The 22,103-nt window shown below is 71.8% G+C and carries 19 protein-coding genes; 6 read left to right on the top strand and 13 right to left on the bottom strand.

The genetic code is table 11. The features are described from left to right. Window positions 1–14: 14 nt before the first annotated feature. Window positions 15–974 carry a polyphosphate kinase 2 gene (ppk2, locus tag ACI2L3_RS21265; protein ID WP_404753918.1) on the bottom strand — a complete coding sequence of 320 codons (960 nt, stop codon included), beginning with the start codon at window positions 972–974 and terminating at the stop codon, window positions 15–17. Between the two features lie 149 nt (window positions 975–1,123). Between ppk2 and ACI2L3_RS21260 the strand changes: the two genes are divergently transcribed. Next, the gene (locus ACI2L3_RS21260; RefSeq protein ID WP_404753917.1) at window positions 1,124–1,627 is read left to right on the top strand and encodes an FBP domain-containing protein; all 504 of its coding nucleotides are present in this window, start codon (window positions 1,124–1,126) and stop codon (window positions 1,625–1,627) included. Between the two features lie 207 nt (window positions 1,628–1,834). Here ACI2L3_RS21260 and ACI2L3_RS21255 read toward each other — a convergent pair whose 3' ends face one another. Beyond that, window positions 1,835–2,224 (bottom strand): (2Fe-2S) ferredoxin domain-containing protein, encoded by a 390-nt coding sequence (locus tag ACI2L3_RS21255; RefSeq protein WP_404753916.1) that lies wholly within the window; start codon window positions 2,222–2,224, stop codon window positions 1,835–1,837. A gap of 66 nt (window positions 2,225–2,290) precedes the next feature. Beyond that, on the bottom strand, window positions 2,291–3,631 hold the full coding sequence (locus ACI2L3_RS21250) for a 6-phospho-beta-glucosidase (RefSeq protein WP_404753915.1): 1,341 nt from the start codon (window positions 3,629–3,631) through the stop codon (window positions 2,291–2,293). A gap of 129 nt (window positions 3,632–3,760) precedes the next feature. Between ACI2L3_RS21250 and ACI2L3_RS21245 the strand changes: the two genes are divergently transcribed. After that, on the top strand, window positions 3,761–4,621 hold the full coding sequence (locus tag ACI2L3_RS21245) for a hypothetical protein (RefSeq protein ID WP_404753914.1): 861 nt from the start codon (window positions 3,761–3,763) through the stop codon (window positions 4,619–4,621). Between the two features lie 42 nt (window positions 4,622–4,663). Continuing rightward, window positions 4,664–5,974, top strand: a complete 1,311-nt coding sequence (locus tag ACI2L3_RS21240; RefSeq protein ID WP_404753913.1) for an MFS transporter — start codon at window positions 4,664–4,666, stop codon at window positions 5,972–5,974. A gap of 50 nt (window positions 5,975–6,024) precedes the next feature. On the opposite strand, the gene ACI2L3_RS21235 is transcribed toward ACI2L3_RS21240, so the two are convergent. From ACI2L3_RS21235 to ACI2L3_RS21220, 4 genes are all read right to left on the bottom strand, one after another. Beyond that, window positions 6,025–6,516 carry a thioesterase family protein gene (locus tag ACI2L3_RS21235; RefSeq protein ID WP_404753912.1) on the bottom strand — a complete coding sequence of 164 codons (492 nt, stop codon included), beginning with the start codon at window positions 6,514–6,516 and terminating at the stop codon, window positions 6,025–6,027. Continuing rightward, window positions 6,513–7,469 (bottom strand): 3-hydroxyacyl-CoA dehydrogenase NAD-binding domain-containing protein, encoded by a 957-nt coding sequence (locus ACI2L3_RS21230; protein WP_404753911.1) that lies wholly within the window; start codon window positions 7,467–7,469, stop codon window positions 6,513–6,515. The genes ACI2L3_RS21235 and ACI2L3_RS21230 overlap by 4 nt, the downstream gene beginning before the upstream one ends. Before the next feature lie 190 nt (window positions 7,470–7,659). Further along, entirely contained in the window at window positions 7,660–8,556 is an 897-nt protein-coding gene (locus ACI2L3_RS21225; protein ID WP_404753910.1) for a 3-keto-5-aminohexanoate cleavage protein, read from the bottom strand. A 56-nt stretch (window positions 8,557–8,612) separates the two neighbouring features. Further along, entirely contained in the window at window positions 8,613–9,452 is an 840-nt protein-coding gene (locus ACI2L3_RS21220; protein WP_404753909.1) for a TetR family transcriptional regulator C-terminal domain-containing protein, read from the bottom strand. 188 nt (window positions 9,453–9,640) lie between these two features. On the opposite strand from ACI2L3_RS21220, the gene ACI2L3_RS21215 reads away from it, so the two are divergent. Continuing rightward, on the top strand, window positions 9,641–10,600 hold the full coding sequence (locus ACI2L3_RS21215; RefSeq protein WP_404753908.1) for an ADP-ribosylglycohydrolase family protein: 960 nt from the start codon (window positions 9,641–9,643) through the stop codon (window positions 10,598–10,600). A gap of 72 nt (window positions 10,601–10,672) precedes the next feature. Then, complete coding sequence (locus ACI2L3_RS21210; protein WP_404754042.1) at window positions 10,673–12,592, top strand: NAD-binding protein; 1,920 nt, start codon at window positions 10,673–10,675, stop codon at window positions 12,590–12,592. Window positions 12,593–12,613: 21 nt separating this feature from the next. Here the strand turns inward: ACI2L3_RS21210 and ACI2L3_RS21205 are convergent, their stop codons facing one another. The 4 genes from ACI2L3_RS21205 to ACI2L3_RS21190 all read right to left on the bottom strand — a co-directional run bounded on the left by ACI2L3_RS21205 (window position 12,614) and on the right by ACI2L3_RS21190 (window position 18,621). Further along, window positions 12,614–13,468, bottom strand: a complete 855-nt coding sequence (locus tag ACI2L3_RS21205; protein WP_404753907.1) for a metallophosphoesterase family protein — start codon at window positions 13,466–13,468, stop codon at window positions 12,614–12,616. Between the two features lie 54 nt (window positions 13,469–13,522). Then, window positions 13,523–15,169 (bottom strand): cytochrome bc complex cytochrome b subunit, encoded by a 1,647-nt coding sequence (locus ACI2L3_RS21200; protein WP_404753906.1) that lies wholly within the window; start codon window positions 15,167–15,169, stop codon window positions 13,523–13,525. 73 nt (window positions 15,170–15,242) lie between these two features. Beyond that, a complete protein-coding gene (locus ACI2L3_RS21195; RefSeq protein ID WP_404753905.1) occupies window positions 15,243–17,147 on the bottom strand; it encodes a helix-turn-helix domain-containing protein in 1,905 nt (634 codons plus the stop codon). 88 nt (window positions 17,148–17,235) lie between these two features. Next, window positions 17,236–18,621, bottom strand: coding sequence for an MFS transporter (locus tag ACI2L3_RS21190; RefSeq protein ID WP_404753904.1), 1,386 nt, complete (start codon window positions 18,619–18,621; stop codon window positions 17,236–17,238). Window positions 18,622–18,849: 228 nt separating this feature from the next. Here ACI2L3_RS21190 and ACI2L3_RS21185 point away from each other — a divergent pair, with 228 nt between their 5' ends. Next, the gene (locus ACI2L3_RS21185; RefSeq protein WP_404753903.1) at window positions 18,850–20,466 is read left to right on the top strand and encodes a GMC oxidoreductase; all 1,617 of its coding nucleotides are present in this window, start codon (window positions 18,850–18,852) and stop codon (window positions 20,464–20,466) included. Between the two features lie 7 nt (window positions 20,467–20,473). Here the strand turns inward: ACI2L3_RS21185 and ACI2L3_RS21180 are convergent, their stop codons facing one another. Next, window positions 20,474–20,899 (bottom strand): carboxymuconolactone decarboxylase family protein, encoded by a 426-nt coding sequence (locus ACI2L3_RS21180; protein ID WP_404754041.1) that lies wholly within the window; start codon window positions 20,897–20,899, stop codon window positions 20,474–20,476. Between the two features lie 69 nt (window positions 20,900–20,968). Further along, a complete protein-coding gene (locus ACI2L3_RS21175) occupies window positions 20,969–22,045 on the bottom strand; it encodes a dihydrodipicolinate reductase (protein WP_404753902.1) in 1,077 nt (358 codons plus the stop codon). Window positions 22,046–22,103 lie beyond the last annotated feature (58 nt).

Below are 22,103 nucleotides of genomic sequence, written 5' to 3'. Positions count from 1 at the left end.
CGTCGGCCGGGGTCTCACGCGCGGGGGTGCCGGCCGGGCCCCCGTGGGTTGTCGGCGAGCTTGCTGGGCGACAGGTCCGTGGCGTCCTCGCCGGGTTCGAGCAGCGTGTTGGCCGGGCCGATGATCAGCGGGTCGGCCTCCCCCACGGCCTCCGCGTCCTTCGCCTCGTAGTCGACCCGGAGCAGGAGATGGCGCATGGCCTCGAGGCGGCCGCGCCGCTTGTCGTTGGTCTTCACGACGGTCCACGGGGCGTGCGGGGTGTCCGTGGCCCGGAACATCTCGACCTTCGCGTACGTGTAGGCGTCCCACAGGTCCAGCGAGGCGAGGTCGGTGGAGGACAGTTTCCACTGGCGCACGGGGTCGACCTGCCGGATCGCGAACCGTGTCCGCTGCTCGGCCCGGGAGACGGAGAACCAGAACTTGATGAGGATGATGCCGTCCTCAGTGATCATCTTCTCGAACTGCGGAGCCTGCTCCAGGAAGTGCTGGTGCTGGCGGGGCGTGCAGAAGCCCATCACCGGCTCGACGCCGGCGCGGTTGTACCAGGACCGGTCGAAGAAGACGATCTCGCCCGCCGAGGGCAGCTGCGCGACGTACCGCTGGAAGTACCACTGCCCCGCCTCGTGCTCGGTCGGCTTGTCCAGCGCCACGGTGCGGGCGCCGCGCGGGTTCAGACGCTCGGTGAAGCGTTTGATCGTGCCGCCCTTGCCGGCCGCGTCACGCCCCTCGCACACCACCACGATGCGCATGCCCCGTTCCCGCACGGACTTCTGCAGCTTCAGGAGCTCGATCTGGAGGATCCGCTTGCGCCGCTCGTACTCCCTGCGGCCGAGCTTCGTCGCGTACGGATAGTTCTCCCGCCACGTCTGCAGCGGCCGCCCCTGCTCGTCGAGGAGCACCGGGCGTTCCGGACGGGCCTCGTCCACCGAAAGGCCCTTGAGCAGATCTTCCTCGTTCCCACCGGCCGGCACCACGTGTCCACCTCTCCTCAGCAGCTCCTCGACGCTCAGTCGACAGCCTGCCCCGGCAGACGCGACTCAGCACCCGCGCGGGCGCCCCGGGAGGCCGCGGGCGGAGAAAATTGGCAGGACGGCTCCGGCCGCCCGTTGGTAGCGTCCGGATCATGAAGTCCGTAAGTGAGAACGAGATCCGCGCGTCCTTTGTGAACTGTTCGAAGGGCGAGGCCCGCAGACTCACCCTCCCGGCGGGCTTCGCCGACACCCCCTGGGACGACCTGGACTTTCTCGGCTGGCGGGACCCCAAGGCGCCGGAGCGCGGCTATGTGGTGACGTGGCGGGACGGCGAGCCCGTGGGCATCGCCCTGCGCGCCTCCACCGGGGCCCGCAAGAGTCTCCTCAAGTCCAGCATCTGCTCGGTCTGCGTGACCCCGCAGTCCGGCTCCGGCATCACGCTGCTGGTGGCCCCCAAGGCGGGGGCGGCGGGCCGCCAGGGCAATTCGGTGGGTCTGTACATCTGCGCCGACCTGGCCTGCTCGCTCTACGTGCGCGGGAAGAAGACCACGGCGCAGGCCCGCCCCCGTCTGGAGGAAAGCCTGACGCCGGAGGAGCAGAACGCCCGGACCGTGCGGAACCTGCACGGCTTCGTGGACCAGGTCCTCGCCGGCTAGGGCCTGTCCGGCGGATCATGCCGCGGGGCGCGGGCTCTGGCACGCCGATCTGCGGCGTTGTCGTCGGTTGTCAACGCTCCGCGTTGCCGCCCTCCTCCGCCTTGCATCTCGACGCACCAGAGCCCGCTCACCTGCACCGAAACGTGACCGCCACCCGACCGCGACCTGATCCGCCGGACAGGCCCTAGACCGACCCGGGGCCCGCCGTCATACCGCGCGGGGGTCCACCATCTGGAGCGCGAGGGTGGCCGACGGCTCGGCAAGGCCCGGGCCGCCCGCCTCCGCCCAGGTGAGTATCCCGTCGAGCGACTCGTCGTCCGTGACGAAGCCGACCCAGGCCGCCCGGCCGCCCCGCCTGCGCCCCTCGTACGAGGGCTGGACCACGACGATGTTGGCCTGGCCGCACGGCCCGAGGCAGTCGCTCGTGCGCACCGTGAACCGGCCGCGCGACGCGGCCGCCGCGGAGCGCAGCCGCTCCAGCTGCCAGGCGTGGTCGATGCCGGGGTTCTTGCGCGCGTCACCGCAGCAGCAGCCCCGGCACACGACGAGCGTGCAGGGGCGGCGGGCGGCGGCACCGATGGAGACGACGGGACTCATGTCGTGATCATCTCAGGTGGGCTCACCTCAGGGGGAATCACCTCAGGGGGGTCGCCTCGGGTGTGATCACCTCAGGTACGCGAGGCCGGGGTGCACGCCCCGGTAGCCGTCCACCAGGCGCCGCGCCACCGTCACGGAGTCGACGAGCGGGTGCAGCGCGAACGCCTTGACGGCGGTGGCGGCCGAGCCGCTGTCCGCCGCCTCGAGCACCTCCCGCTCGACGGCCTTGACCGCGCACACCAGGCCGGTGGCGTGGCCGGGCAGCGGGGCCACCGACATGGGGTGGGCGCCGTTGGCGTCGACGGAGCAGGGCACCTCGATCACGGCGTCCGCGTCCAGCGCGGACAGCGTCGTGCCGTTGCGTACGTTGAGGATCAGCGTCGACCGCTCGTCGCGCGCAATGGCCCGCATCAGCGCGAGGGCGACCTTCTCGTACCCGCCGGACTCCAGGTCCTCCTCGGCCCGCTCCCCCACGCCCGCCGCTTCCCTGTTCTCCGCCATGTACGCCGCCTCACGCTCGGCGAGGGTGTCGTTCCAGGCCTTGAGGGCGTGCGTGTCGGGGCGTCGCATGTCGTCGTAGAAGCGGGCCTGCTGGTGGTGGAGGAAGGCGCCCCGGGTCCGCTCCGCCTGCTGGTAGGCGCGCACGGTGTCGCGGTTGAAGTAGTAGTAGTGCAGGTATTCGTTGGGGATCATGCCGAGCGACTGGAGCCAGTCGGGGCCGAACAGCCTGCCCTGCTCGAAGGCGACGAGGAGTGCCGGGTCGGCGAGCAGGCGCGGCAGTTCGTCGTGGCCCCCGATGTGCAGGCCGCGCAGCCAGCCCAGGTGGTTGAGGCCCACGTAGTCGATGAAGGCCTCGTCGGGGTTGCCGCCGAGGACCTGCGCGATCCTGCGGCCGAGGCCCACGGGCGAGTCGCAGATGCCGATGACGCGGTCCCCGAGGTGCCGGGACATGGCTTCGGTGACCAGTCCCGCGGGATTGGTGAAGTTGATGACCCAGGCGTCGGGGGCGAGCCGGGCGACGCGCCGCGCGATGTCGACGGCGACGGGCACGGTCCGCAGCCCGTACGCGATGCCGCCCGCGCCGACCGTCTCCTGCCCGAGCACACCCTCGGCGAGGGCGACGCGCTCGTCGGCGGCGCGCCCCTCCAGGCCGCCGACGCGGATCGCGGAGAACACGAAGTCGGCGCCGCGCAGCGCCTCGTCGAGGTCGGTGGTGGCGGTCACGGAGGGCGCGTCCGGAACACCGGCGGCCTGGTCGGCGAGGACGCGGGCGATGGCGTCGAGCCGGGCCGCGTCCAGGTCGTGCAGGACGACGTCGGTGACGCGGCCCTCGGCGCGGTCGCCGAGCAGGGCCCCGTAGACGAGCGGCACGCGGAACCCGCCGCCGCCGAGAATTGCCAGCTTCACTTCTGAACCGCCTTCACTTCTGAACCGCCTGCACGTCCGAACCGCCTTCTGCCGGACCGTTATCACCGGTGCTCACGTTACGTACGATGACGCGGCAGCGTTCCGACCCCCCACGGAGGTAGCGCCCCGATGACCCTTTGGAAGGCATCAACCGCCCTGCTCGGCACCGTCACCCTGGCGGTGATGACGGGCGGCGCCGCCTCGGCCGCGCCCGCCTCGCCCGGCGGCTGGCAGGAGTCCGGCACGTCGTACGTCAACTCCCTCACCGGCAGCCAGGGCCTGGCGAGCCGCGCCGACGGCGGACTCCTCTACCGCGGCCTGGGCTCGATACCCCTCGACCTGCGCATCAAGGGCTGGGGGCACATAGGCGACCCCGACATCGCGGACGGCCACACCTTCGACGCCTACCAGGGCGGCGACACCGCACGCTCCAAGATGTTCGCGGTCACCACGCCGGCCGGGAAGCGTCACCTGTACGAGCACCGGCTCGACGCGGGCGAGAAGCTCAACAACTCCTTCGCGGCCGTCTCGCCCGACAACCAGTGGCTGGTCTCCGGCGAGTGGGGCGACCAGCACCGCCTCCAGGTGTTCCCCGCCCCGCTCCTCAACCCCTCGACCCCGCCCACCGGCGGCGCCATCGCCCAGGCGGGGCAGATCACGCTCGACAAGCCGGTCCGTGACATCCAGGGCTGCGACTTCGCCTCCGCCACGCGCCTGGTGTGCGCCTCCAACGACGCGTCCAAGGATCTGTTCCCCGAGGATCGCCCGGTCCTCCAGGTCGACTTGGAGCGCCCCCTCGACGGGAAGCCGGTGACCGGCCGCGTCACGAGCCTCTTCGCGGCGCCGCAGCGCAGCATGTGCTCCGGCACGTTCGAGACGGAGGGCGTCGACTACGACGCCGCGCGCCACACCCTGCGCGTCGAGGTGGTCCCGCCCGCGCCGTGCCTGGTGACGACGGCGGTGCACGCGTACAAGCCGACGACCGGCTGAGGGCACGTGTGAGGCGCCGCCGGGCAGGGGAAGGTCGTGATCATGACACAGCACGACCAGCAGGTGGCCGCCACCGGTCCCGTTCCCTCCCCCGCACCCGAGCGGCGCCCGATACGGCAGTTGCTCGCCGCGTCGGTCGGCAACGCCGTGGAGTGGTACGACTGGTACGCCTACACCTTCCTCGCCACGTACATCGCCGGCCAGGTCTTCCCCAAGGGATCCGGCAACTCCCTCGTCCCGCTGCTCTCCACGTTCGCCGTCTTCGCGGTGGGCTTCTTCATGCGGCCCGTCGGCGGGCTGCTGATGGGCGCGGTCGCCGACCGGCGGGGCAGGCGGGCGGCGCTGACCGTCACGATCCTGCTGATGGGCGGCAGCAGTCTGCTGGTCGGGCTGACCCCGACGTACGCGGCCGTGGGCGTGCTGTCCCCGGTCGTGCTGGTGCTCGCCCGGCTGCTGCAAGGGCTCTCCGTGGGCGGCGAGTTCGCCGCGTCGACGACGTTCCTGGTCGAGTCGGCGGGTCCGGGGCGGCGCGGCCTCTTCTCCAGTTTCCAGTACGTCTCCACGAGCGTCGGCCAGCTCGCGGCGTCCGGCGTCGCCGCCCTCCTCGTCGCCACGCTCTCCGACGGGCAGATGGACGGCTGGGGCTGGCGGCTGCCCTTCTTCCTGGGGGCGGCGCTGAGCCTGGTCGGCTTCTGGATCAGGCAGGGGGCGCACGAGACGCACCGGACGCCCACCGAGGAGGGCGACCGGCCGAGGCTCTTCGACGCGCTGCGGCACCATCCTCGCCAGTCCCTGCTGATCTGCGGCATCACGGCGGGCGGCACCCTCGCGTACTACACGTGGACGTCGTACCTGCCGACGTACGCCGAGCTGAACACGGACATCAGCAAGGGTCAGGCGCTCCTCGCGGGCACGGTGTCCCTCGCCTTCTTCGCCGTGCTCCAGCCGGTGGGCGGGCTGCTCTCCGACCGGGTCGGGCGCAGGCCACTGCTGCTCTTCTTCGGCGTCGGCTTCGCCGTCCTGAGCGTGCCGCTGCTCAAGTCCCTCTCGGGGTCGTTCGGTTCACTGCTGCTCGTGCAGTGCGCGGGGATGGTGCTGCTCACCGGCTTCACGTCGATCTCGGCGGCCGTGAACGCGGAGGTGTTCCCCGCGCGGGTGCGGGCCGCCGGGATCGGCTTCCCGTACTCGCTGACCGTCGCGGTGTTCGGCGGCACGGCCCCGTACATGGGCACGTTGTTCAAGGAGATCGGGTCTCCTGGGTTGTTTCCCGTGTACGTGGCCGTGCTGTGTGTCGCTTCGTCGGCCGTCTATCTGAGGCTTCCGGAAACTGCTCACAAGCCTCTCGAACGGTGAGTTCTGTATCTGCCGGTTCGCTGTGGCTGATCGCGCAGTTCCCCGCGCCCCTAAGCCACCCGGGGCACCTCGGCAATTGAACGGCCCGCCCACTCCGGGGCCGGTTCCGTCAGAGCCGTGAGGTGGTCGCGGATCTCGTCCGGGAAGGGGGCCGAGCGGCCCGCGTTCTGGTCGACGTGGAGCGCGAGCAGCTCCGTGGTGGCCGCGGGAGTGGCGTCGGGGGCGGGCTCCGCGCCCTCGTCCCCGACCACGTACATCTCGTGCGTGAACCGCGCCTTCTTGGCGTCCGCGCCCAATATCCGCGTGCGGGCGGCGAGATGGGAGCCCTCGCAGATGTCGTCGAGGTACCGCACATGGGCCTCGACCGTGTAGAGGGAGCAGCCGGTGGACTCGCGGTAGCCGGCGTGCAGGCCCGTCTCGATCATCATGGCGTCGGTGGCGTACCCGAAGACGAGGACGTAGAAGGCCTCGCTCATGTGGCCGTTGTAGTCGATCCACTCGGGGCGCACCGTCCGGTGGAACAGGGGCAGGGGCTCGGTCACTTGGTGCCTCCGGGGAGTCGGCCCGTGGCGCGCAGGACGTCGATGACGCCCTGGTCGCGCTCGGCGACGAGGTCCGCGATGGTGCGGCCGTTCGCCGCCTCGTCGCAGCCGGCGACCACGGCGTCGTACAGCTTCTTGTCGAGCTCGGGCGCTTCGAGGCGCGTCCACGGCGACTTCAGGGACGGGCCGAAGTGGTCGAGCATGTGGGCCATGCCGCCCTCGCCGCCCGCGAGCGCGAAGGTGAGCATGGGGCCCATGAACGCCCAGCGCAGGCCGGGGCCTTCGGTGATGGAGTCGTCGATCTCCTGGACGGTGGCCTCGCCGTTGGCGACCATGTGCAGCGCCTCGCGCCACAGGGCTTCCTGGAGGCGGTTGGCGATGAAGCCGGGCACCTCGCTCTTCATCGTGATGACGGATTTGCCCGCGACCTCGTAGAACCGGGACGCCCAGGCCACGGCGGAGGCGTCGGTCCGCTCGCCGCCGACGACCTCGACGAGGGGTATCAGGTACGGCGGGTTGAAGGGGTGCCCGACGACGAGGCGGCCCGGGGTCGCGGCCTCGGTCTGCATGTCGGTCATCGGGTAGCCGGAGGTGGAGGAGGCGATGACGACGCCGGCGGGAGCGGCGGCGTCCAGCTTCGCGAGGAGCTCGCGCTTGAGCTCCAGCTTCTCGGGGGCGCTCTCCTGCACGAACTGGGCGTCGGCGACGGCCTCTTCGAGGGTCGCGGTGACGGTGAGCCGGTCCTGCGAGGCGCCCTCGGCGAGACCGAGCCGGGTCAGCGCGGGCCATGCGGCCTCGACGAGACGACGCAGCCGCGGTTCGGCGTCGGGCGCGGGGTCCCAGGCGGTCACGTCGTACCCGCGGGCCAGGAAGTGGGCGACCCAGCCGCCGCCGATCACACCGGCACCGACACAGGCGACGCGGCGGACTTCTTCTGGGGTGGTGATGGTCATGGGGTGGGGGGAACCTTCCGTTGCTGCGTGGGCGGGGGCGCGCCTTCAGGGGCGCGGGACTGTGTTCATATGCGGCTCCGCCGCGCGGGCGCGACCAGCCACAGCGGACCCGCAGCAAAAAAGCTGGGCGCGGTCCATCAGGGGCGCGGGGAACTGCGCGACCAGCCACGGCCGGCCCGCAGCAGAAGAGCTACGCCCGGGGCTTGAGACCCAGCTTCTGCCGGGCCTCGTCAGGGGAGGCAACCCGAGAGCCAAGGCTCTCGGTGATCCGCACCGCACGCTCCACGAGCTGCCCATTCGTCGCCTTGTTGCCCTTGCCGAGGTAGAGGTTGTCCTCCAGGCCGACACGGACCTGCCCGCCGAGCAGGATGGACTGGGCGACCCACGGCATCTGCATCCGCCCCAGTGCGAAGCTCGCCCACTGGGCGCCTTCGGGCAGCATGTTGACCATCGACTGGAGCACGCCCGGGTCGGCGGGGGCGCCCCACGGGATGCCCATGCAGAGCTGGAAGACGGTGGGGTTGTCGAGCAGCCCTTCGGCGAGGAGCTGCTTGGCGAACCAGAGCTGCCCGGTGTCGAAGATCTCCAGCTCGGGGCGGACGCCGAGCTCCTGGATGCGCTTGGCGCCCTGCCGGAGCATGTCGGGGGTGGAGATGTAGAGGTTGTCGCCGAAGTTGAGGGAGCCGCAGTCGAGGGTGCAGATGTCGGGGAGCAGGTCCTCGACGTGCGGGAGGCGGTCCAGGCCGCCGACGAGGTCGGTGCCGGGCAGCTCGCCGAGCTCCTTCAGCGGCTCGGCCGCGTCGATGACGAGGTCGCCGCCCATGCCCGCCGTCAGATTGATGACGACGTCGGTGCCGGTCTCCTTGATGCGCTCGACGACCTCGCGGTAGAGGCGCGGGTCACGGGAGGGCGCGCCGCTCTCGGGGTCGCGGACGTGGATGTGCACGACGGCGGCGCCCGCCTCGGCGGCCTCGACCGCCGAGGCGGCTATCTGCTCGGGGGTGACGGGCACGTGCGGGCTCTTGCGCACGGTGTCGCCGGCGCCGGTCAGGGCGCAGGTGATGATGACGTTGTCGTTCACGGGCATGCGGAACTCTCCCTCGCGGGTGGGGGCTTGTGTCCTTGGTGGGGGCGTACGAGGCGTCAGCGGGCGGTCAGCGTCGCGTCGACGTAGGCGGTGAGGGCTTCGTGCATGTCGTCGGGGCCGGTGCCGGTGCCGTCGGGGGCCGAGGCGAGCACCTGGGTGGCGAGGCCGTCGATCAGTGCGGTCAGGCGCAGCGCCGCGGCGTCGGGGTCGGCGCGGCGGAAGACGCCTTCGGCGGTGCCGCGGCGGATGACGTCGGCGACGGTCGCGCGCCACTGCCGGTAGTAGTCGGCGTGCAGGCGGCCCACGGCGGTGGAGCGGGCGGCCTCGGCCCACAGGTCGAGCCAGACGCTCCACTGCCACCGCTGCTGCGGGGTGCGGGGGATCTGGAGCTCGATGAGCTGGCGCAGTTCGTCGGCGGTGTCCGCGGCGTCCGCGATCCGGGCCGCCCGGCGTGCGGTGTCCTCGTCCATGCACCAGCGCACGGCGGCTTCGAGGAGGTCGTCGCGGCCGGGGAAGTGGTAGTGGATGGCGGCGGTGCTGGTGTCGCAGGCCGCGGCGATGTCCTGGACGCGCACGGCGTGGAAGCCGCGCTCCGCGATGAGGCGGACGGTCTCGCGGACGATCTGCAGGGGCCGGCCGCCCTCCGGGGCCACGGCGCGCTCGCGCCGGACGGCGGGCTCCGGAGGCCGTGCGGCGCCGAGCAGCCAGCCCGCGTCGACCCCGCCGGTGTCCGCGATGCGGGCGAGCTCCGCGGCCGTGAAGCGCCGGGTGCCGCCCAGGGAGCGGGAGAGCTTGGAGGGGTCCATGACGATGCGGCGGGCGAATTCGCGCTGGGTCACTCCGGCGTCGGCGATCACCTTGCGGACGCGGTCCGCGACCTCGGGGTCGTACTGCATGGTGGGCGACCATACCCGGGTGTTGCGGTGACCGCAACGCATGCGCCGAGCCGTCACCTCGCCTCACCCGGCAGCAACCGGTACCTGGGGAGATCCTGAGCAGAAATTGCGATCCTGACTGACGCATCAGTCACTCGTCGGTCACCAGTACTTCCGGGCACTCCACGGAGCCTCGGTACGCTGCTCCGATGGAACGTCGTCAGCGCGCCGCGGGCGCCCTCGTCGGGTCGGCCGTGGGAGACGCGTTGGGCGCGCCCTTCGAGTTCGGGGCGGAGGGCGCGTTCTCCGCGCGCTTTCCGGTGGGCGACGGTGACCGCGCCCGCGAGATGTGCGGGGGCGGCGGCTGGGAGCCCGGGGAGGCCACGGACGACACGCAGATGGCCGTGCACGTCGCCGACTCACTGCTCGAGCGGGGCGGGCTCGATCTGCCGGATATCTTCGCCCGCTTCCAGCGGTGGGCCGCCGACGAGCCCAAGGACATCGGGCTGCAGACCGAGGACGTCCTCACCAACGGCATGCCGTGGGACCTCGCCGCGCAGGTCCACTTCCAGGTCAACCTCCGCGCTGCGGGCAACGGTTCGCTGATGCGGGCCACCACCTCCGCCCTGTACTTCGCCCCCGCCGGGCAGGCCGCCACCCTGGACGCGGCCCGCCGCATCGCCGCCCTCACGCACGGCGACCGGGCCGCCTGGGAGGGCACCGCCCTTTTCCACGAGCTGCTGCGCGTGACCCTCGCCGGGGACGATCCGCTCGCGGCGGTCCCCGACGCCCTCGACCTCGTCCACCCGGACCACCGCGACCGCTATGCCGTGGTCCTCTCCCCCGCCTGGCACCCGGACGACGCCACCGAGTTCAACGGCGCGGTCTGGCCGTGCCTCGGCTCGGCACTGTGGGCGCTGCGTACGACGGCGTCGTTCGAGGGCGCCCTGCGCGCCGCCGTCGACCTGGGCGGCGACACGGACACCGTCGCAGCCGTCACCGGCGGCCTGGCGGGCGCCCGTTACGGGCTCGGTGCGATACCCGCCGGCTGGACCGCGCCCCTCCACGTACCGCTGCCGGGAGCTGCCGTGCCCGGCCGGGTGCTGCGCCTCGCGGACCTCGTCGAACTCGCCGGGCGGCTCGACACCGGGAACCGGCCGCCGATGTGAGGCACTCTTCCTTCTGTGTCGCACGCATCTTCGTTTCCCCCACAGCGCCCGCCGCTGCCCGCACCCGGCCACATGGTCGTGTGCGGCGGTGACAACGTCCTGGCCCACCGGCTCGCCGCCGAACTCCGCGGTGTCTACGGCGAACAGGTCGTCCTCGTCGTGCCGCCCGGGGGCCGAGGTGAGCCGAACCGGCTGACGGGGCGGGCCCGGACGACGGCGCTGATCGGACGTATCACGGCCGCCGTCTCACGCACCACCGGCACCGGCACCGGCACCGGCACCGGCACCGGCAATGGCAATGGCAACGGGAGCGGGGAGGGCCATGCCGCGAACGGCGACCCCGCCGGCCTGCCGCGGACCCTGGAGACCACCGACCTCACCGACGACGTCCTGGTCGACGCGGGCGTCCCGCAGGCCGCCGCGCTCGCGCTCATGCACGACGACGACGAGACCAACATCCGCACCGCTCTGGCGGCGCGCAGGCTCAACCCCCGGCTGCGCCTGGTGATCCGGCTGTACAACCGCAAGCTCGGGCAGCACGTGGAGGAGCTGCTCGACCAGGCGGCCGCCGTGGCGGGTCTCGCCACCACCGACGCCAGCGTCACCGTCCTGTCCGACGCGGACACCGCGGCACCGGCCCTCGCGGCCACCGCCGTCGCCGGTACGAGCAAGGTCGTGCACGCCGACGGGCTGCTGCTGCGCGCGGTGGAGCGGACCCCGCCGGCGCCCGGCGATGTGGCGCCGCGCGGACTCGCCACCCTCGCCCTCCTGTCGGCCACCGCCAACGACCCGGCGGGCGCGGAGGGTTCGGACGACGCGGGCGCCGGCGCGGGGCCCCGGCTGCTGCCGGACGACGCCGCCGTCGCCTCCGCGCCGGGGCGGGGCGCGCTGGTCCTGGAGACGGTCTCGTACTCGGGTTCCGCGCCGCCGCCCGGTTTCCTCGCGGGGCGCGGCGTGCCGCTGCGGGAGCTGTTCTCGCGGCGGCTGCGCTGGTCGGTGGCGGGGTTCGCGGCGGCCGTCGTCGGCATGGCCATCGCGTCGATCGTCACCACCGAGGACACCACCCCGCTGCACGCCACGTATCTGACGCTCCTCGACCTCTTCTCGATCAACGACCCGGCGACCGACGGGCCGATGAGCCGGCAGATCCTCCAGCTGCTCGCCGGTCTGGTCGGGCTGCTGCTCCTGCCGATCCTCTTCGCCGCCGTCCTGGAGGCGCTCGGCACGTTCCGCACCGCGTCGTCGCTGCGCCGCCCGCCGCGCGGCCTCTCCGGCCATGTCGTCCTCCTTGGCCTCGGAAAGATCGGCACGCGGGTCCTTGCCCGGCTGCGCGAGCTGGACATCCCGGTGGTGTGCGTGGAGGCCGATCCCGAGGCGCGCGGCATCTCCCTGGCCCGGCGCCTGCGCGTGCCGACCGTGATCGGCGACGTGACGGAGGAGGGCGTCCTGGAGGCGGCCAAGGTGCACCGCGCGCACGCCCTGCTCGCGCTGACCAGCGCGGACACCATAAACCTCGAAGCGGCCCTGTACGCACGGTCGGTGAAGCCCGATCTGCGGGTGGCGCTGCGGCTGTACGACGACGAGTTCGCGACCGCCGTCTACCGCACCCTGCGCGCCGCGCACCCCGGCGCCCTCACCCGGAGCCGCAGCGTGTCCGCGCTGGCCGCGCCCGCGTTCGCCGGGGCGATGATGGGCCGGCAGATCCTGGGCGCGCTGCCCGTCGAGCGTTCGGTGCTGCTCTTCGCGGCGCTGGACGTGTCGCTCCAGCCGCAGCTGACGGGCCGCACGATCGCCGACGTGTTCCGGCCGGGGGCGTGGCGCGTCGTCGCCCTGGAGCGGGCGTCCGGCCAGCGGCCCGGTCTCTCGTCGGGCCTGGAGTGGGAGCTCGACCCGGAGTACGAACTGCGCCCCGAGGACCGTGTCGTGCTGGCCGCGACCCGGCAGGGCCTGGCCGAACTCCTCGCCCGTAGGCCGCTGCCCGCCCGACCCTGACCGCTCCGGGCCGCCCGCCCGTCAGTTCCCGTCGGGCGGCACCGGCAGGATCTGCCGCACTCGCGGGTCGGGGTGGAAGTCCCTGCGCCACTCGCGCGGGTAACCGACGGAGACCTCGATGTGCGGCACCCCGTCGTGGACGGTGGTGCGCGGGATGTGCAGATGGCCGTAGACGACGGCCGCCGCCTCGTACTTCACGTGCCAGTCGGCGGTGCGCTCGGTGCCGCACCACAGGGCGAACTCGGGGTAGCGCAGGATCCGCAGGGGTTCGCGGAGCAGCGGCCAGTGGTTGATCAGGACGGTGGGCATGCCCGCGGGCCGCTCGGCGAGCCGCTCCTCGGTGTGCTTGACCCGGGCGCGGGACCAGTCGTCGCGGGTGGCGTACGGGTCGGGGTGCAGGAAGTACTCGTCGGTGCAGACGACGCCCGCCTCGTGGGCGACCTCCAGCGCCTGCTCCTTGGTGTGCGTGCCCTCGGGGCGGAAGGTGTAGTCGTAGAGGAGGAAGAGCGGGGCGACGACGACCGGGCCGCCCGCGCCGCGCCACACGGGGTAGGGGTCCTCGGGGGTGACGATCCCCGACTCGCGGCAGAGCGCGACGAGATGCTGGTAGCGCTCCTCGCCGCGGAGCTGGACCGGGTCGTCCTTGGGCGTCCACAGTTCGTGGTTGCCCGGCGACCACACCACCTTGGCGAAGCGGCCGGCGAGCGTGCGCAGCGCCCACTCGATGTCGGCCATGCGCTCGGCGACGTCACCGGCGACGATCAGCCAGTCGTCGTCGGTGTCCGGCCGGATGGTCTCGACGTACTTCCTGTTCTCGTCGTACGCCACGTGCAGGTCGCTGATCGCGAGCAGCTTCGGGGTCTTCTCGGATGCCATCACTGTGTGAGGCTAACCGAGCCGGTGCGGTCGCCGGCCGGTCCCGCGGATCTCTCAGTGGTGGTCGCTCTCCCCCCGCTGGATCGCCAGGTACTCCTCGGGTGTCGCTTTGGGCACCTGTGCCCTGGGGCCGTACATGGCGCGGGCCAGGCGGGCGCGGAGGCGGTCGGACGGGCGGACCTTGCGGGTGACTCCGTTGGCGTCGACCTCGGGGCCGATCTCGTAGGGCCTGGGCTGTTCGTGGGCGGTCAGGCGGTACAGCTCGGCCTGCGTGAGCGGTTCGTGGACCTCGACGTACTCGCCGTGCGGGAGGCGTTTGATGGTGCCGGTCTCCCTGCCGTGCAGCACCTTCTCCTGGTCCCTGTGCTGGAGCCCGAGGCAGATCCGGTGGGTGACGACGAAGGCGAGGACGGGCACGACGAAGAAACCGATCCGCACGAACCAGGTGAGCGCGTTGATGGAGAGGTGGAAGTGGGTGGCCCAGATGTCGTTGCCGCCGCCGATCATCAGCACGCCGAACAGTGCGAGCCAGGCGACGCCGAGGCCGGTGCGCACGGGTGCGTTGCGCGGCCGGTCGGCGATGTGGTGCTCCCTCTTGTCGCCCTTGATCCACGACTCGATGAAGGGGTAGGCGCCGATCGCCATCAGGATCAGCGGGAAGAGCGAGAAGGGGATGAAGACACCCAGGTTGAGCGTGTGGCCCCAGGCGTTGATCTCCCAGGCGGGCATCACCCGGATCAGCCCCTCGGAGAAGCCGAGGTACCAGTCGGGTTGAGCGCCCGTGGAGACCAGGTCGGGGCGGTAGGGGCCGATCGCCCAGACCGGGTTGATGGAGGCGACCGCGCCCATGAGCGCGAGGACGCCGAAGACGAGGAAGAAGAAGCCGCCGGCCTTGGCGATGTAGACGGGCAGGAACGGCGCGCCGACGACGTTCTTCTCGGTCTTGCCGGGCCCGCCGAACTGGGTGTGCTTGTGGTAGAAGACGAGGATCAGGTGGGCGACGACGAGCCCCAGCATGATGCCCGGCAGCAGCAGCACGTGGATCGGGTAGAACCGCGGGATGATGTCCTCTCCCGGGAACTCCCCGCCGAACAGGAAGAAGGAGATGTACGTCCCCACGACGGGGATGGCGAGGATGGCGCCCTGCGCGAAGCGGATGCCGGTGCCGGACAGCATGTCGTCGGGGAGCGAGTAGCCGGTCAGGCCGGTGATGATGCCGAGGAACAACAGGGTCCAGCCGAACAGCCAGTTGAGCTCGCGCGGCTTGCGGAACGCCCCGGTGAAGAAGACCCGCATCATGTGCACGAGCATCCCGGCGACGAAGACGAGCGCGGCCCAGTGGTGGATCTGCCGGATCAGCAGGCCGCCGCGCACCTCCATGCTGATGTCCACGGTCGATTCGTACGCCCGGGACACCATGAGGCCCTTGAGCGGGACGTACGGCCCGTCGTAGGCGACCTCGGACATGCTGGGGTCGAAGAACAGCGTGAGATAGGTCCCGGTGAGGATCAGGATGATGAAGCTGTAGAGGCATATCTCCCCGAACATGAACGACCAGTGGTCGGGAAAGATCTTGCGCATCTGGCTCTTGGCAAGGGTGTGGATGCCGAGGCGGCCGTCCGCCCAGTCGGCGATCCGCTCCCCTTTGCCGGGCTGTACAGGTCGTGCATTGGTTCGGGTGCGCTCGATGCGTCCGCTCATGCGACTCCCTTTCAGGCGGTTCCCAGGGTAGATCGCCCGGGTGACGGATCCAACAGGCGGGGGTGGGACAAAGTCAGCCGGGCGGCGTCAACCGGTGCAGTCGCAGGGCGAGTTGGATCTCCAGGGTGCGGGCCGGGGTGTTCCAGTCGTCGCCGAGGAGCCGTGCCACGCGCTCCAGCCGCTGCACGACGGTGTTCACGTGGACGTGCAGGGCCGTCTTGGCCCTGGTGAGGCTGCGGTCCTGGCCGAAGTACGCCTCCAGGGTGCGCACCAGCTCGGTGCCGCGTTCGGCGTCGTAGTCGAGGAGGGGGCCGAGCGTGGCTCTGACGTAGCCGCCGAGGTCGGCCTGTTCGCCGATGAGCAGTCCGACGAAGCCGAGGTCCGCGAGGGTCGCGCCGTGCCCGGTGTGGCCGAGGGCCCGCAGCGCGGAGAGGCAGCGCAGGGCCTCGGCGTGGGCGGCGGGCAGTCCGGCGGGGCCGGTGGCCGGGCCTGCGGCGCCCACGGTGACGGGGGCGCCCACGGCCTTGCCGAGGGTGCCCGCGAGCGTCGCGGCGCCCGTGCCGGGGGCTTCGGCGGGGGTCACGATGACCACGTTGTCGTGGTGGAGTCCGGCCAGGCCGCTGTGGGTGCGGGCGGTGCGGTGCGCGGCGGCGAGCAGCCGCGGCCGGGGAGCGCTCTCGCTGTGGGCGACGAACACGGCGTGCGGGCGGTCGAGCCGGACTCCGAGGCGGCGGGCGCGGCTCGCCAGGCCGACCGGGTCGCCGGTGGTGGCGAGCAGGTCGCCCAGGAGTTCGCCGCGCACCCGGTCCTCGGTCTCGCCGACCGACCGGCGCAGCAGCAGGAGCAGCGCGGTGACGACGCTCGCCCGCTCGAACAACCGGCGGTCGGTGTCGGCGAGTTCGGACCGTCCGGTGAGGGCGATGCTGCCGAGGAGTTCGGGTCCCGCGAGGCTCGCGCACACCCAGGTGCCGTCCTGCGGGACGGCGCGGCCGCTGGCGCGCGATGCGGCCACGGCGGGGGCGGGTGGCGGCAGGGGCCCGGTGCCGGTGCGGGCCAGTTCGACGCCGTCCGCGTCGTGGATGAGGACGCCGCCGTCGAGGAGGGCGGCGATGCCGTCGGCGACCTCCTCGGCGCCGCCGCCGCGCAGCACGAGGTCGGTGAGCTGGTCGTGGGCCTGTTCGGCGCGGCGCATGGCCCTGCTGTGGGCTCGGATGGTCTCGGTGGCGGCGTTGAGGTCGACGAGCGCGGCCCGGGTCTCCTCCAGGAGGCGGGCGCCGTCGATGGCGATGGCGGCGTGGTCGGCGAGGGAGGAGAGCAGCACGATCTCCTCGGTGGCGAACTCGCGGGCGGCGCGGTCGGCGGCGTACAGCACTCCGATGACGCGTGAGCCGAGGCGCAGCGGCACGCCGAGGATCGCCCGGAGGCCCTCTTGCAGGACCGCGCTGTCGATGGCGTCGGTGTGGTGGAAGCGGGGGTCCTGCTGGTAGTCGCCGGTGACGTAGGGGCGGGCGGTCTGGGCGACGAGACCGCCGAGCCCCTCGCCCATGCCGAGCCGCAGCTGCTGGAAGGCGGCGGCGACGCTGCCGTCGGTGACCCGCATATAGGTGTCGCCCGCCGTCTCGTCGTTGAGCGAGAGGTACGTGACGTCCGTGCCGAGGAGCAGTTTGGCGCGGCGCACGATGGCGCGCAGCACGGCGTCGGGGTCGCGGAGCGCGGCGAGGTCGCTCGCGGTGTCGAAGAGTGCGGTGAGCTCGGCCTCGCGGCGGCGGTGCGCGCCCAGGGTGCGGTGGACGCGGAGCGCGACGTCGGTGGCCTCGTCGAGCGCGGCGAGGTGACCGGGGGCGGCGCCGGCCTCGCGGGCGCGTGCGGCGGGGCGCGCGAACTCCTCGGCGGGCGCGCCCCGGTCGAGGAGGTCGAGCAGGGTGCGCAGGCCCGCCTGGGGTTCGGCGTGGTCCGCGCCCTCGGTGGTGGGGAGCATGGGGCGATGGTCTCCCGGCGGGGTGGGTGCGGTCGATGGCCTGCCCCGGATACGCCAGGGGGAAGGGGCAGGCCGTAGCGGCGCGGGGTCAGCCGCCGAGCGGTACGGAGCCCTCGCGCTCGGGCAGCGGGTGCGGGACCGGGCCGCCGGTCTCGTCCGCGGCGAGGTCCCGTCCCCTGGTCTCCCTGGCGAAGTGCACGGTGACGGCGGTGACGAGGGCGGCCGCGGACATGTAGAGGGCGACGGGCAGCGCCGAGTCGTACTCCCTCAGCAGCTCCACGGCGATGATCGGGGCGAGCGCTCCGCCGATGATGGAGGCGAGCTGGGAGCCCATCGAGGCGCCCGAGTAGCGGACCTTCGTGTCGAACATCTCCGAGATGAACGCGGCCTGCGGCCCGTACATCGCGCCGTGGAAGAGCAGCCCGACGGTGACCGCGAGCGCGATGACCGGGAAGGAGCGGGAGTCGACGAGCGCGAAGAAGGCGAAGGCCCAGCCGGCCATGCCGAGCGCGCCGATGAGAGTGACCGGGCGGCGCCCTATGCGGTCGGAGAGCGCGCCCCACAGGGGGATGGTGACGAAGTGGAACGCGGAGCCGATGAGCACCGCGTTGAGCGCGTCGCTCTTGGGCAGGTCGAGGTGGACGGTGACGTAGACGAGGACGAAGGCCGTGAGGATGTAGTAGGAGATGTTCTCGCCGAAGCGGGTGCCGATGGCGGTGAGTACCTCGCGGCGGCTCTTGCGGAACACCTCGACCACGGGCGGCTTCTCCTGGACCCCCGCGGCGGCAGCGGCCTCCGCCTTCCGCTGCGCCTCCAGGAAGACCGGTGACTCGGTGACGGAGATGCGGATCCACAGGCCGACCATCACGAGCACCCCGGAGAGCAGGAAGGGCACGCGCCAGCCCCAGGCGAGGAAGGCCTCCTCGGACTGGACGGCGGCGAGGAGTGCGAGGACTCCGGTGGCCAGCAGGTTGCCGCCGGGCGCCCCGGCCTGCGGCCAGGAGGCCCAGAAGCCGCGGTTCTTGTCGCCGCCGTGCTCGGAGACGAGGAGGACGGCGCCGCCCCACTCGCCGCCGAGGGCAAAGCCCTGCACGAGGCGGAGCACGGTGAGCAGGACCGGCGCGCCGACGCCGATGGTCGCGTGGGTGGGGAGGAGGCCCATCGCGAAGGTGGCGCCGCCCATCATCAGGAGGCTGATGACGAGGAGCTTCTTGCGGCCCATCCGGTCGCCGAAGTGGCCGAAGACGACGCCGCCGAGGGGGCGGGCCGCGAAGCCCACCGCGTAGGTGAGGAAGGAGAGGAGGGTGCCGACCAGGGGGTCGCTCGACGGGAAGAAGAGGCTGTTGAAGACCAGCGCGGCCGCCGAGCCGTAGAGGAAGAAGTCGTACCACTCGATGGTGGTGCCGACGAGGCTCGCCGCCACGACGCGGACGATGCCGGCCCGGGCGGGCGGGGCGGTTCCTTGCGAGGCCATGTGGACCACTTCCAGTCATTCCGCGGGGACGCTTCCGTACCGGCACAAGGTAGGAAACCGCAGATCAGTGGCGTATATGGCGGAGCACCATGGTTGTGCGGCCGGTGGTGTGACCGGCCGACACGAGGGGGGCAAGATCGGACAGAAGTTACTTTTAGGTATGGCGTGACTTCCCGCGCACCCGGCAGTAGAACTCGTTGCGATTCAGCCACGAGTGAGGAAGGTCACATGAGCTCTACACCCAAGTACAGGCCAGGAGTTGACGGAGTATCCCGTCGCCGATTCATCACAGGAACGAGTTCTATTCTCGGTGCTGTCGCGCTCGCGGGCCACGCCGTTCCGGCCCGCGCGCTCGACGCCGCCCGCATCCCCGCCCTCGTGATCGGCACCGGATACGGCGGCTCCGTGGCCGCCTTACGGCTCGCCGAGGCGGGCGTCGACGTGCACATGGTCGAGATGGGCATGGCCTGGGACACCCCGGGCTCCGACGGCAAGATCTTCGCCAACACCACGAGCCCCGACGTCCGTTCCTACTGGCTGCGCACCAGAACCAAGCAGCCGATCAGCAACTTCCTCGGCTTCCCGCTCGACAAGGACGTCCCGCGCCACACCGGCATCCTGGACGCCGAGGAGTTCGGCGGCATCACCGTCTACCAGGGCCGCGGCGTCGGCGGCGGCTCACTGGTCAACGGCGGCATGGCGGTCACGCCCCGGCGCGAGAACTTCGCCGCCGTCCTGCCCACGGTCGACGCGGGCGAGATGTACGGCACGTACTACCCGCGCGCCAACGCCGCCCTCGGTGTGAACACCATCGACCCCGCCTGGTTCGAGACCGCCGAGTGCTACCAGTACGCGCGAGTCGGCCGCAAGCACGCGCAGCGCTCCGGCTTCGGGTTCGTCTTCGTGCCCGACGTCTACGACTGGGAGTACATGAAGAAGGAGGCCGCTGGCACCGTCCCCAAGTCCGCGCTCGCGGGCGAGATCCTCTACGGCAACAACCACGGCAAGAAGTCCCTCCAGCAGACCTACCTCGCCCGCGCCGAGGCGACCGGAAGGGTCACCGTCTCCCCGCTCCACAAGGTCACTTCGGTGACCCCGGCCGCCGGCGGCGGCTACACCGTCACCATCGACCGGATCAACACCGGCGGCGACACCACCGCCACCATCTCCGTCACCGCCGACCGCGTCTTCTTCGCCGCGGGCAGCGTCGGCACCAGCAAGCTCCTGGTCAAGCTGAAGGCCACCGGAGCCCTGCCCCGCCTCAACGGCGAGATCGGCAAGGGCTGGGGTGACAACGGCAACGTCATGTGCGGCCGCGCCAACCACATGTGGGACGCCACCGGCAAGCTCCAGTCGTCCATCCCCACCGCCGGCATCGACAACTGGGCCGCGGGCGGCGCCTTCGCCGAGGTCGCGCCGCTGCCCACCGGCATCGAGACGTACGCGTCGTTCTACCTGTCGATCACCAAGAACCCGCACCGCGCCGACTTCACCTGGAACGCCGCCGCGAACCGGGCCGAACTGAACTGGCAGACCGCCTGGAAGCAGCCGTCGATCACCGCCGCCAAGACCATCTTCGACAAGATCAACGCGAAGGAGGGGACGATCTACCGCACCGACCTCTTCGGCACGTACAAGATCTGGGGCGACCACCTCACGTACCACCCGCTCGGCGGCGCGGTGCTCGGCAAGGCCACCGACAACTACGGGCGGCTGCACGGTCATCCGGGGCTCTACGTCATCGACGGCGCCCTGATCCCCGGCAACACCACCGTCAACCCGTTCGTCACCATCACGGCGCTCGCCGAACGGAACATCGAGAAGATCATCACCGCTGACCTGTGAGCAGCGGTCAGGGTTTGGGCAGCACGCACACCGTGTCGAGGCCGAGCACGTGATTGAGCCGGCCGAAGGCCAGCCACGACCCGATGCTCATGCTCAGCTCCACGATCTCGGCCTGGCTGTAGTGCGCGGTCATCCGCGTCCAGAACGCGTCGTCGAGGTTGTGGTGGTCCAGGGCGTACCGTTCGGCGTACTCCGCGGCCAGCCTCGTGCGGTCGTCGAAGGAGTCGGTGGTGCGCCACTGGGTCACCGCGTCGGCGAAGCCGTCCTCGACCTTCTCGCCGTCGCGCTCGGTGCGCCAGTCCAGGCAGAACACGCAGCCGTTGATCTGGGCGACGCGCAGCCGCGCCGCCTCGAACTCGCGCAGCCCCAGGGTCGTGTGGGCGTACACCGCCAGCGAGAAGTTCGACGCGGCCGTCCCGATCCCGGGCACCATGTCGCCCCACACGTAGGGGATCGCGTCCTGGCCCTCGGGGATGTCGATGCGCAGGGGTCCGCTCACGGGTCACTTCCTTCCCAGTCGGCCGGCTGCCGGGCGCAGCGGGACGTCGAGCGCGTCGTAGAGGCCCGGTTCCGCGTCGACGAGCCAGTCGACGGCGTTCACCAGGCGGCCCACCGCCGTGGCGTTGCCGCCCGCGGAACGGTTCTCGTCCTCGTCGGTGGCCTCGACCGTGACCTCGATGCGCGGCCGGCCCTCGACGATCACCCGGTGGGCGCCGTCGCCCCCGTCCGGCGGGAGGGGCCAGTCCGGTGCGCAGGACGGATGGATGCGGGTGACGTGCTCGATGACGATGCGGGGCTCGCCCCCGACGATGCCCCGCACCTCGAAGCGCACGGCGCCCTGGGTGCCCGCGGCGAATTTCCCCATGGTTCGCGTGCGCACGGTGGCGTCGAGTGCCCGCCGCTCCAACGTCTCGCGTATCTCGTCGAGTTGTACGTCGAGGGCCCTGGCCAGCAGCCTGATCTGGCCGCCCCACACCATCGTCGGGACGGACGGCGCGAGCATCGGCGGCTCGTACTCCATCGGGTGCCCCATGCCGATGAGATGGCGGACCGAGTCCTCCTGGTCGTACGTCGAGTAGTCGAAGACCTCCTGGCAGCGGAGCGCGTCGACGGTGGAACCGAGGCCGCTGACCAGCAGCGGCAGCACGTCGTTGGCCCAGCCGGGGTCCACGCCGGAGACGAAGAGCGAGCCGCCGCCCTCCGCGACGGCCGCGAGCACCGGGTCCCTGAACTCCGGGGGCGCGGAGCGAACGTCGTAGAGGGCGTACAGCGCGGGTGTGACGACCACGGCGCCTGCCCCCACCGCCCTGACGACGTCGGCGAGCGCCTCGTCGGGCCGCAGGTCGCCGGAGGCCGCGTACACCACGGCGCGCGGCTCGGCGGCGAGGACCGCCTCGACGTCATCCGTGGCGAGCACGCCCAACGCGTGGTGCAAGCCCGCCAGTTCGCCCGCGTCGCGGCCGACCTTGGCGGGGTCGTGCACGAGCACGGCCGTGAGCGTAAGGCCGGGATGGGCCTCGACGGCACGGACGGCCGCACGGCCGACGTTGCCGGTGCCCCAGACCACCGTGGGAATCATGCGCGGAGGGTAGCGAGGCACGTCCACGGTTGACAGAGGCGCGCCGCGAGAAGAAAAG

The sequence above is a fragment of the Streptomyces sp. NPDC029674 genome (assembly GCF_044903205.1).
Lineage (GTDB): Bacteria > Actinomycetota > Actinomycetes > Streptomycetales > Streptomycetaceae > Streptomyces.
Note: the sequence above shows the minus strand (reverse complement) of the source record. Positions and strands in the feature narration are given on the sequence as shown.